At 59.6% G+C, this 11,952-nt stretch carries 6 protein-coding genes; 5 read left to right on the forward strand and 1 reads right to left on the reverse strand.

The annotated features are described in order from the left end of the window. Positions 1-56 precede the first annotated feature (56 nt). On the forward strand, positions 57-2,252 hold the full coding sequence (locus HYPGJ_RS07350) for an amylo-alpha-1,6-glucosidase (RefSeq protein WP_046846519.1): 2,196 nt from the start codon (positions 57-59) through the stop codon (positions 2,250-2,252). A gap of 35 nt (positions 2,253-2,287) precedes the next feature. On the opposite strand, the gene HYPGJ_RS07355 is transcribed toward HYPGJ_RS07350, so the two are convergent. After that, a complete protein-coding gene (locus HYPGJ_RS07355; RefSeq protein WP_046846520.1) occupies positions 2,288-3,091 on the reverse strand; it encodes a response regulator in 804 nt (267 codons plus the stop codon). Positions 3,092-3,343: 252 nt separating this feature from the next. Here HYPGJ_RS07355 and HYPGJ_RS07360 point away from each other — a divergent pair, with 252 nt between their 5' ends. From HYPGJ_RS07360 to HYPGJ_RS07375, 4 genes are all read left to right on the forward strand, one after another. Next, the gene (locus tag HYPGJ_RS07360; protein ID WP_052750841.1) at positions 3,344-3,547 is read left to right on the forward strand and encodes a NepR family anti-sigma factor; all 204 of its coding nucleotides are present in this window, start codon (positions 3,344-3,346) and stop codon (positions 3,545-3,547) included. Next, a complete protein-coding gene (locus HYPGJ_RS07365) occupies positions 3,544-4,101 on the forward strand; it encodes a sigma-70 family RNA polymerase sigma factor (RefSeq protein WP_046846521.1) in 558 nt (185 codons plus the stop codon). The genes HYPGJ_RS07360 and HYPGJ_RS07365 overlap by 4 nt, the downstream gene beginning before the upstream one ends. A gap of 185 nt (positions 4,102-4,286) precedes the next feature. After that, positions 4,287-9,980, forward strand: coding sequence for a HAMP domain-containing protein (locus HYPGJ_RS07370; protein ID WP_046846522.1), 5,694 nt, complete (start codon positions 4,287-4,289; stop codon positions 9,978-9,980). Positions 9,981-9,993: 13 nt separating this feature from the next. Next, positions 9,994-11,919: a response regulator gene (locus HYPGJ_RS07375; protein WP_046846523.1), complete on the forward strand. Its 1,926-nt coding sequence runs from the start codon at positions 9,994-9,996 to the stop codon at positions 11,917-11,919. Positions 11,920-11,952 lie beyond the last annotated feature (33 nt).

The following is an 11,952-nucleotide window of genomic DNA, read 5'->3' on the forward strand; positions in this document are numbered from 1 at the left end:
CGAGAATGGGAAATCAGGGCGGGGCAACGGGTGGCCGCCCGCAGGGGAGGACTGCAATGGGATCCGCGCACAGTCGTGAGGCGGACGCACACAAGCACGAGGATCACGAGCCCGAAGAAGAAGATTTCCTCATCTCGTCTTCGAACGGGTCCGGTCGCGCGCACGAGATTCTGAAACACGACGATGCATTCGCCGTCATCGACACGCACGGCGACATCGGCGCGTTCGGCGATCGCGGCAACGGCTTCTTCCATAACGACACGCGCTACCTCTCCCGCCTCGAATTGCTCGTCGCTCACAACGCACCTCTCCTCCTCGGCTCGGCATCGGATGCAACCGACCTTCAACTCTGCGCGGACCTCACCAATCCCGACGTCTACGCCGAAGGCGCGCTCGTGTTGCGTAAAGATGCGATCCACATTTACCGCACAAGCTACGTGCGCGATAATGCGATACGACAGCGCTTACACTTCACCAATCACAGCAGCGAAGATGTGAAGCTTGCCGTCTCGCTGGTTTTCGACTGCGATTTTTCCGACATTTTCGAAGTTCGCGGCATGCGTCGCGAGAAGCGCGGCACCGTCAACCGCCAAATCCAATCGCCGCAATCGGTGATCTACGCGTACAAAGGTTTGGACGATGTTGTACGGCGAACGACCGTGCATCTCGATCCCGAACCAGTCTCTCTCGGCGAGACAGCTGCACTTTATTATCTGCATTTAGCGCCCAAACAGTCGGCGAAACTTTACTTCGCTGCGGTCGCTGAATCGCGTCATGCGGCCAAGCCCTGCTCTTACGTCAAAGGCCTACGCGATGCTCACCGAACTCTCCGCCGGGCCGAGCACGAAACGACGTCGGTTTCCGTTTCCAATTCCGAACTCGACGCCGTCATAAAGCGGGCGACGTCGGACCTCCGGCTGCTGACGACCTCGACGGAGGACGGGCCCTATCCCTATGCCGGAACGCCCTGGTATTCGACGACCTTCGGACGCGATGCTCTGATTACGGCGCTGCAGGTTCTGTGGCTCGATCCCGGCATGGCACGCGGCGTTCTCCGCCGCCTTGCAAGATTTCAGGCGCAAACTCACGACGCCGATGCCGACGCTCAACCGGGAAAAATCCTGCACGAAATGCGCGAGGGCGAAATGGCCGCGCTCCGCGAAATTCCCTTCGGCCGGTACTACGGCAGCGTCGACTCGACACCGCTTTTCGTTCTCGTCGCTGGCGCATACCTACAAGCAACCGACGATCGCGATTTTCTTGTCGAAATCTGGCCGGCCGTTCGACGTGCGCTCGAATGGATCGACGGTCCCGGCGACCCTGACGGCGACGGCTTCGTCGAATATGCGCGTGAAACCGATAGCGGTCTTTCTAATCAAGGTTGGAAAGACAGCCAGGACGCGGTCTTCCATCGAGACGGGAGCTTGGCCAAGGGCCCGATCGCGCTCGTCGAAGTTCAGGCCTACGTTTATGCGGCAAAGGTGTGGGCCGCGCGCATGGCCAACGAACTCGGCGACGTTGCGCGCGCGGAAAGCCTGCTCCAACAAGCCGAAGCGTTGCGCGTGAAGTTCGAGCGCGACTTCTGGTGCGAGGATATTGGCTGCTACGCACTGGCGCTCGATGGCGCGAAAAGACAAGTCGCGGTGAGATCGAGCAACACCGCACACCTACTCTTCACCGGCATCGCCGATCCGGAGCGAGCGGCGCGCATCGCCGAGCAGGTTCTCTCACCGAATTTCTTCTCAGGCTGGGGAATTCGCACAATCTCGGCATCCGAGATCCGATACAATCCGATGTCTTATCACAACGGATCGATTTGGCCGCACGACAACGCGATCATCGCCGCAGGCTTCGCACAATACGGATTATGCGATCTGATTCAGCCCGTCTTTGACGGGCTGCTGGACGCGGCGCTGCGCATGGATCAGCAGCGGCTTCCGGAGCTTTTCTGCGGCTTCCGCCGCCGCGCAGGACGATCGCCGATCCTTTATCCCGTCGCCTGCGCCCCGCAAGCCTGGGCAAGCGGTTCCATGCTCCACATTTTGAGTTCTCTGCTCGGGCTGCGGATCGATGCCGCGTCGCGCACGATTACGCTCAAGTCTCCGCGCCTTCCCGCGAGCATCGGAGCGATCACGATCCGCCGCCTGCGTGCCGGCGGCGGGTCCGCAGACTTCGTCCTCAAGAAAAAATACCGGAGCGTGATCGCCGACGTCACCGAATCTCGAGGCGGCGCCAAAGTCATCATGGCCTAGCGCCACGAAAAGCGATCAAGAATTACGGGACAAGATTACGCCGCTGCGGGACGCAGATGCGCCTTCGTATCGAAAAAAAGCGCCTGACTAATGATCGCCATCACGGTTTCCCGCTGGAATGGCTTCGAGATCAGAAACGTCGGTTCGGGCCGCGCGCCGGTCAAAACTTTTTCCGGGTAAGCGGTAATGAAGATGATGGGAACATCCCCTTCGGCCACGATTTCCTTCACCGCGTCGAGACCGCTGCTGCCGTCCGCGAGTTTGACGTCAGCAAGAATAAGGCCCGGCTTCTGACGTTTGACGGCTGCGAGCGCTTCCGATTTCGTTGTCGCAACATCCTGCACCGAATGACCGAGGCTCGTGACGATCGTCTCGAGATCCATAGCGATCAAAAGCTCGTCCTCGATGATCAGGACATTCGTCGCGACCTGATGCGCAATTTCCTGGCCGGCAACGTCGAGCAAACTCTCGATGTCTTTTTCTCCGACTTCCAGGATTGTAGCGGCTTCCGCAGCCGTGAAACCTTCCACCGCAACGAGAAGAAACGCCTGCCGGGGCAACGAGCTGATCGAGTTGATCCGCCGCTGCGCGACGGCGACGGTCGCTTGAACGTCATCCGCATTTGGTGTGGCAAGGCGAACTGAATTCCATACTCTCAAAAACAGATGATAGAGCGCGACGCGCGGTGGCACCTCAGTCGGAAAATCCGACGGTGTTGAAACGAGACTTTCCAACAACGTCGCCACGTAAGCGTCGCCTGTTTCCTGCGCACCCGTCAGCGACCGCGCGAACCGCCGCAGATACGGCAAATGAGGACGAATTGTCTGGGCAATCGACATGGCACTGCACCTCCCGAGCCGACATTGCAGGGAGCCACATCAACCGGCGGACCCTGCAGCCAAGCTGCACCGGTACCTAAACTCCCGTGGCTTTCGTTAGTTCCAGCGGGGAACGAATTCTGAAGGCTGGAGTTCGCCAATCTGCAGCGCCTCGGAATATGGGAACAAACTTTGTCTGCAGCGAGGCCAATAAAATTCAACGATGCCAGGTCTCTGATGATGCAACAACACACCAATGCGCCAGACACGCGGATGCGAAAAACAGATCACGTTTATGAGCCAGAACCTCCCGCCGAGCCCGAGAACCGGGATGCCGTGACGCGCCTACCGGGCGTTGCCACGCAGCTGATCGGCGAACGCATGCGCTCCATGTACGCCTCGATGGTGCGCGAACCAGTTCCGGACGAACTGCTCAACCTGATCCGCCAGCTCGAAGCCAAGGAGGAATCGGAGTGACGGAATCTCCAAGATTTGGAGACGCTCTGATTGCGGCAATGCCCAATCTACGGGCATTCGCGCACTCGCTCTGTGGCGACGGGCAACTTTCGAACGACCTTGTCCAGGAAACGCTGCTCAAAGCCTGGGCGCACAAAGAGTCGTTCGTCCCGGACTCCAATCTCAAGGCTTGGTTGTTCACAATTTTACGCAATACGTACTTTACGCACTATAGAAAATCCCAGCGTGAAGAGTTGGATCAGGATCACGCCGCACTTAACGCCAGCGTTCCACCGACGCAGCTCACACAGCTCGAATTTGAAGATATGCGGCGCGCCCTGATGCGATTGTCGCCCGATCATCGCGAAGCTCTGCTACTGATAACCGCCGAAGGTTTTTCGTACGAAGACGCTGCACGCGTGTGCGGTTGCGCCGTCGGCACGATGAAAAGCCGGGTCAATCGCGCGCGAAGCCGGTTGGTCGACGAGACATCGGGGCAAACGACCGGCGGCGACGTCGCGGAACAGCACGGCAGCGAGAGCACGACAACACCGGCCAAGAGTTCCGGAGGCTGAACAAGCCGCGAGACGTACTTATCACAAAATCGATCTGGCCCAGCTATCGCCGCCTTCTGAGCGGTCTATGCGCCGACCGTCACGCACATATACCATGATTGAGCGTTTCTGAAATCGCGCGGAACCAAAGCCGTCCGTTGCGCGTTGGGACACGTTTAGGCTGAGGTTCTGAGGGGAAAATAAGGATGTCGGAACAGGTCGGCACGGTCGGAGCCGAGCACATCGTAGGCGGAACGAATGCGGTGCTCGTCGAATTGCTCCACGCCTTGCAGGCCGTGCGCGGCGGGGACTTCAGCGTGCGGCTCCGCGCCGACTGGGACGGCCTGCCCGGAAAAATCGCAGACGTCTTCAACGATATCGTAGCGACCAACCAGCGCATGGCCGGCCAGCTCGATCGCGTCGGACAGGTGGTTGGCAAAGAAGGATTGACCGACCAGCGCGTCAAGCTCGGCCTGGCCCATGGCGCTTGGGGCGAAATGGAGGACTCGGTCAATTCGTTGATTGATGACCTCTTGCGTCCGACAGCCGAAGTCACCCGGACGATTGCCGCCGTCGCACAGGGCGATCTACTGCAACCGATGCGGCTCGATGTCGACGGCCGTCCCTTGAAAGGCGAATTCCTCCGCTCTGCAACGATCGTCAACACGATGATCAAGCAGCTCTCGATATTCACGTCCGAAGTTACGCGCGTCGCGCGCGAAGTCGGCACGGACGGCAAGCTCGGCGGCCAGGCACAAATCCGCGAGGTGACCGGCGTCTGGAAGGATTTGACGGACAGCGTGAACTCGATGGCGTCGAACCTGACGGCTCAGGTCCGCAACATCGCCGAAGTCACGATCGCCGTCGCAAATGGCGACCTCTCCAAAAAGATCACCGTCGACGTGCGCGGCGAAATCTTGCAGCTCAAAGAAGCCATCAACACGATGGTCGAACAGCTGCGCTCCTTCGCAGCCGAGGTGACACGCGTCGCGCGCGAAGTCGGCACCGAAGGCCGCCTTGGAGGACAGGCCGTCGTGCCCGGCGTCGGCGGGACATGGAAAGACCTGACGGATAACGTCAACCTGCTCGCCGCAAATCTTACGACGCAGGTTCGAAACATCGCCGAAGTCACGACCGCCGTCGCGCGCGGCGACCTCTCACGCAAGATCACCGTCGACGTCAAAGGCGAAATTCTCGAGCTGAAAAACACCATCAACACGATGGTCGACCAGCTGAACGGATTTGCATCCGAAGTGACGCGCGTTGCGCGCGAGGTCGGAACCGAAGGCCGTCTCGGAGGCCAGGCGACCGTGCCAGGCGTCGCCGGTACGTGGAAGGATTTGACCGATAACGTCAACTCGATGGCCGGCAACCTGACCGGACAGGTTCGCAACATCGCCGACGTCGCAACCGCCATCGCGCGCGGCGACCTGTCGAAAAAGATTACCGTCAACGTCTCCGGCGAAATTCTTCAGCTCAAAGAAACCATCAACACGATGGTCGATCAGCTGAACGGCTTTGCCTCCGAAGTGACCCGCGTCGCGCGCGAAGTCGGCACCGAGGGCAAGCTCGGCGGTCAGGCCGACGTGCGCGGCGTCGCCGGAACATGGAAAGATCTGACCGACAGCGTCAACTCGATGGCGTCGAACTTGACGACACAGGTCCGCAACATTGCCGAGGTGTCGACCGCAATTGCATCCGGCGACCTTTCAAAGAAAATCGACGTCGACGTGCGCGGCGAGGTGCTTGAACTGAAAGAAACCATCAATACGATGGTCGACCAGCTGAACGCATTCGCCGGTGAAGTGACGCGCGTCGCGCGCGAAGTCGGAACCGACGGCAAGCTCGGCGGCCAGGCGCAGGTGCCGGGCGTCGCCGGAACATGGAAAGACCTGACCGACAACGTCAACTCGATGGCGTCGAACCTGACGGCGCAGGTCCGCAATATCGCCGAGGTGACGACGGCTGTCGCGCGCGGGGATCTCTCGCGCAAGATCACGGTCGACGTCAAAGGCGAAATTCTCGAGCTGAAAAACACCATCAACACGATGGTCGATCAGCTGAACGGATTCGCATCTGAGGTGACGCGCGTCGCCCGCGAGGTCGGCACCGAAGGCCGTCTCGGCGGACAAGCGCAGGTCTCCGGTGTCGCCGGCACGTGGAAAGACCTGACCGACAACGTCAACTTCATGGCCGGCAATCTGACCGCGCAGGTGCGTAACATCGCCGAAGTTGCAACCGCCATCGCATCCGGTGACCTTTCGAAAAAGATCACCGTCGACGTGCGCGGCGAGATTCTGCAATTGAAAGAAACGCTGAACACGATGGTCGAGCAGCTGCGCTCGTTTGCAGCGGAAGTTACACGCGTCGCCCGCGAAGTCGGCACCGAAGGCCGCCTCGGCGGACAGGCTGTCGTGCCCGGCGTCGGCGGAACATGGAAAGACCTGACGGATAACGTCAACCTGCTCGCTGCAAACCTCACGACGCAGGTCCGCAACATCGCGGAAGTCACGACCGCCGTCGCACGCGGCGACCTCTCGCGCAAAATCACCGTCGACGTCAAAGGCGAAATTCTCGAGCTGAAAAACACCATCAACACGATGGTCGATCAGCTGAACGGATTTGCGTCCGAAGTGACCCGCGTCGCCCGCGAGGTCGGAACCGAAGGCAAGCTCGGCGGTCAAGCGACCGTGCCGGGCGCGGGCGGCACGTGGAAGGATTTGACCGATACCGTCAACGTGATGGCCGCCAATTTGACCGAACAGGTTCGCGGCATCGTCAAGGTCGTGACCGCGGTCGCCGAGGGTGATCTCAAACCCAAGCTCACTGTCAAATCGAAAGGCGAAGTTGCAGCGCTCGCCGACACAATCAACGCGATGACCGAAACGCTCGCGATTTTCGCGGATCAGGTGACGACCGTGGCGCGCGAGGTTGGTGTCGAGGGCCGCCTCGGCGGACAGGCCAACGTGCCCGGCGCCGCCGGTACTTGGAAAGACCTGACAGGCAACGTCAACCTGCTCGCCGACAACCTCACCAATCAGGTGCGCGCCATCGCCGAGGTCACCACGGCCGTGACGAAAGGCGACCTGACGCGCTCGATTCAGGTCGAAGCGCGCGGCGAGGTCGCCGAACTCAAGGACTACATCAATACGATGATCGGCAACCTCCGCCTGACAACGGAGCGCAATACGGAAGAAGACTGGCTGAAAACGAACCTCGCACGTTTCACCAGCATGTTGCAGGGCCAGCGCGATCTCGTAACGGTCGGCAAAAAACTGCTCTCCGAGCTTGTGCCGCTGGTCAATGCGCACCAGGGCGTCATCTATCAGTTCGATGCGACGACGGAAAACCAGCTGAAGCTGCTTGCACGTTTTGCCGACGACATGGGCGCCGGATATCCGGAACGCCTGGAATTCGGATCGGGCCTTATCGGACAATGCGCGCTCGAGAAACAACGCCGGTTGCTGAGCAAAATTCCGGAAACGTCGGTTCCGATCGATACCGTAGTTTTCAAAGCCATCCCGCGCAGCGTCATCGTTCTACCGATCACGTTCGAAGACCGGATCAAGGCCGTCATTTCGCTAAGCTCCCTGCACGATTTCGAGCCTGCTCATCTGACGTTCCTCGAACAACTCACGATGGGCATCGGCATCGTCTTGAACAGTATCGAGGCCACGATGCAGACCGAGGAGCTGCTGACGCAATCGCAAGAACTCGCCGGCGAGCTTCAGGAACAACAGAAGGCGCTACAGAAAACCAACGAAGAGCTGGCGCAAAAAGCGCAGCAGCTTGCCGAACGCAACGTCGAAGTCGAGCGCAAGAACGAGGAAATCGATCAGGCACGTCGCGCCGTCGAAGAAAAGGCCGCCGAGCTTGCACTGACGTCGCGTTATAAATCCGAATTCCTCGCGAACATGTCGCATGAGCTTCGGACGCCTCTGAACAGCATCCTGATCCTCGGCCAGCAGCTGAGCGACAACCCCGACCGCAATCTTTCAGAGCGCCAGGTCGAGTTCGCGCGCACCATTCACGGCGCAGGAACGGACCTTCTCAACCTGATCAGCGACATCCTCGATCTCTCGAAGATCGAGTCCGGCACCGTTTCAGTCAACGCCGAAGATGTCAGCTTCAATGCCGTCCTCGAAGCAATCGCGCGTCCCTTCCGGCACGAGGCCGAGCGCCGCGATCTCGCATTCGAGATGAGCTTCGATGCCGATCTCGGGCGAACGCTCTTCACCGACTCCAAGCGTCTGCAACAAGTGCTGAAAAACCTGCTGTCGAACGCCTTCAAGTTCACACGTGAAGGCTACGTGCGCTTGTCCGTCAGACCAGCGGCGATCAAATGGGGGCCGGATCATCCAACGCTCGCGGAGGCCCAGACGGTCGTCGCATTCGAAGTCGACGACTCGGGCATCGGCATCCCCCTAGACAAGCAGAAGATCATCTTCGAAGCGTTTCAGCAGGCCGACGCGAGCACGAGCCGTAAGTACGGCGGCACCGGCCTCGGCCTCGCGATCAGCCGCGAACTGGCGCACCTGCTTGGAGGTGAGATTCAGCTTCGCAGCGAACCCGGAAAGGGCAGCACATTCACGCTTTACATCCCATTGCGCTATGCCGCGCCCTCCCTCGAAACACGGGCGAAGCCGGAGCAGATTTCCGCGACGCGTGCTCCAGTCCAGCCGTCGCTGCCTGAGCGGATTCAAGACGATCGCGACGAGATCGTTGCAGGAGATCAGGTTCTGCTGATCGTCGAAGATGATCCGCGCTATGCTAAAATTCTCATCGACGCCGCACGCGAAACCGGATTCAAAGCCATCGTCTGCTACCGCGGCGTCGACGCACTGTCTATTGCGACAGACTACAATCCGACCGCGATTTCACTCGATATCCATTTGCCCGACGTCCTCGGCTGGTCGGTTCTCAGTCAGTTGAAACACAATCCGCTGACGCGCCATATTCCGGTGCAGGTCGTAACGCTGGACGACGATCGCCACCACGGCCTCGCGCGCGGCGCGTTCTCATACCTGACAAAGCCGCTTGAGGCCGACGCGTTGAAATCCGCGCTGAGACGCATCGCCGAGTTTGCTAAAACACCTCGCAAACGCCTTCTCATCGTCGATGATGATTCCGCCGAGCGCATGAGTATCGCGGAACTCCTGAAAAACGACGATGTCGAAATATTCTCCGCCGCCGACGGCGCCGATGCCCTGAAGCAGCTCAAGGAAAACCCGATCGATTGCGTCGTTCTCGATCTGAAGCTCCCCGACATGTCAGGCTTCGAAATCCTCGAGCAGATGTGCGGTTCTCCCGCCATGCGCGACATTCCCGTTGTGGTGTTCACGGGCCGTGAATTATCGAGTGAGGAAGATTACAAGATCCGACAGCTGGCCCGCACCGTCGTCGTCAAAGGCGTAGAATCTCCCGAACGCCTCCTCGATGAAACGGCCCTGTTTTTGCACCGCGTGATCGCCGAACTTCCGGCAGAGAAGCGCGAATTGCTGTCGCGCCTGCATGGAACCGACGATTATCTCGTAGGCCGCAAGGTTCTGCTGGTCGACGACGACGCGCGGAATATTTTTGCGCTGAGCAGCCTGCTGGAACGGCGCGGAATGGACGTTCTGACGGCGACGACGGGGCGCGAGGCCATAGAAACGCTGAATTCGACGGATGTATCTATCGTGCTGATGGATATCATGATGCCGGAGATGGACGGCTATCAGACGATGCAGCGCATTCGCGGCAGCGACAAGCATCAGCGGTTGCCCATTATCGCATTGACAGCGAAGGCGATGAAAGGCGATCGCGAAAAATGCCTTGAAGCCGGCGCCTCCGACTATCTCGCAAAGCCTGTTGATACGGAGCAACTGTTGTCGGCGTTGCGCATGTGGCTACATCGGTGAACGGGGGACGAGCGTGGCTTCAACAATTCTTGATGAAACAGTCAACATCCTGCTTGTCGATGATCAGCCGGGCAAGCTCCTCGCTTACGAGGCCATCCTGGATGGCGTGAACGCAAATCTCATCAAGGCGACGACATCCGAAGAAGCTCTGACGGTGCTGCTCAAAACCGACATCGCCGTCATTCTGATGGACGTCTGCATGCCCGACCTTGACGGTTTCGAGCTTGCGGAAATGATCCGCAACCATCCGCGTCACGAAAAGACCGCGGTCATCTTCATTTCCGCCGTTCGGCTCGAAACCGACGATCTTTTGAAAGGCTATCGCACCGGCGCCGTCGATTACGTGCCGGTTCCGGTCGTGCCTGAGATTCTCAAGGCCAAGGTGCAAATCTTTGTCGAATTGCATCGCAAGAGCCGGCAACTCGACATCCTCAATGCCGATCTCGAAGAGCGCGTGAAGCAGCGCACCGAGCAGCTCGTACAATCTCACGCGATGCTCCAGCAGAGCGAGGAGCGGCTGCGTCTCGCCAGCGAAGCGGCGCGCCTCGGCACGTTCGAATACGACCAGGCCGAGCAGGATTTGCAGTGGTCGCAAAATATCGCGGATGTTCTTCACGTGTCGGTGCCGGAACACCAGCGTTTCGATGATTTCATCGATCTCGTGCATTCCGATGATCGCGAAGCCGTGCGCAGCTATTTCCGGGCGGCGAACTTTGCCGAGACGACCGCCGAGCTGGAATTCCGCGTTATCAGCGCGCGCGGCGATACCTGGGTTCTCACGCGCGCCCGAGCATTCCAGACCGCTGGCACTGGTGCGCCGCGCGTTATCGGAACTCTGCTCGACATCACCGAACGCAAATCCGCCGACAGTCACCAGCAGTTGCTGATGGCCGAGCTTGATCACCGCGTGAAAAACATCCTTGCTAACGTCGCCGCGATCGCCCGTCTCTCGAGTTCGAACGCGACGTCGATCGATACCTTCGCATCGGCTCTAGATGGCCGCATTCACGCAATGTCAGCGGCCCACGACCTCCTGCGCCAGAGCAGCTGGACCGGCGTCGATCTGCACAAGCTGGTTGCCGGCGCCCTGGAGCCCTTCAGATCGCGGACCGACAATGACATCGTGATCGAGGGCGAGCGCGTGCGCCTGACATCGAAGTTCGCGCAATCGATGGCGCTCGTCCTGCATGAGCTTGCGACCAACGCCGTGAAGCACGGCGCACTCTCGACATCTGGAGGGAAGGTTTCCGTCGACTGGTCGCGCGTTGCGACGCCCGACGGAGAAAAGATCAAGTTCGCATGGAAAGAACGTGGCGGCCCGCCCTGCGCCAAGCCGATCAGAAAGGGCTTTGGCCTGACCGTCATTCGCAGCGCCTCGTCCGAATGCGGCGGACAAGCGAACATGGATTTATCTACCGAGGGATTCGAGTTCAGCTTCGAGGGCGATCTCTCGGCGCGCACGCAAATGGTAAGTCAGCGGCATGTCTCGATCAAATCGCGTGCGGTTCCAGCCACCACGGTTACACAGCCCGCCGCTTTGGGCTGCAAAATCCTTCTGATCGAGGACGAAGCGTTGATCGCGATGCAATTGAAACTCGATCTTGAGGAAGATGGCCACACCGTCATTGGGCCGATCGCGCAGCTCTCCGAAGCTCTGCGCACGGCCGCCGAGTCCGAGTTCGACATCGCGCTGATCGATATTAACCTGGGCGCCGACAATAGCGCGCCGGTTGCCGAAATTCTGGATCGCCGCAATGTGCCGTTTGCCTTCACAACGGGCTACAACGACCTGATTTTCATGCCGCCGCCTCTGCGTAACTATCCGCATCTGACAAAGCCCTACAGTCTGGCCGATGTGAAGGATCTCGTCGCGAAGCTTCAGCGTCAGTCCGCCGAACGTGTCGAGCACACGCGCGACGATGCAAATCAGGTAGCATGACGCAAACGCAATCAGTGCAAAAGGACGGCGATC

This window comes from Hyphomicrobium sp. GJ21, assembly GCF_001006785.1.
In the GTDB taxonomy this organism is placed as follows: Bacteria; Pseudomonadota; Alphaproteobacteria; order Rhizobiales; family Hyphomicrobiaceae; genus Hyphomicrobium_B.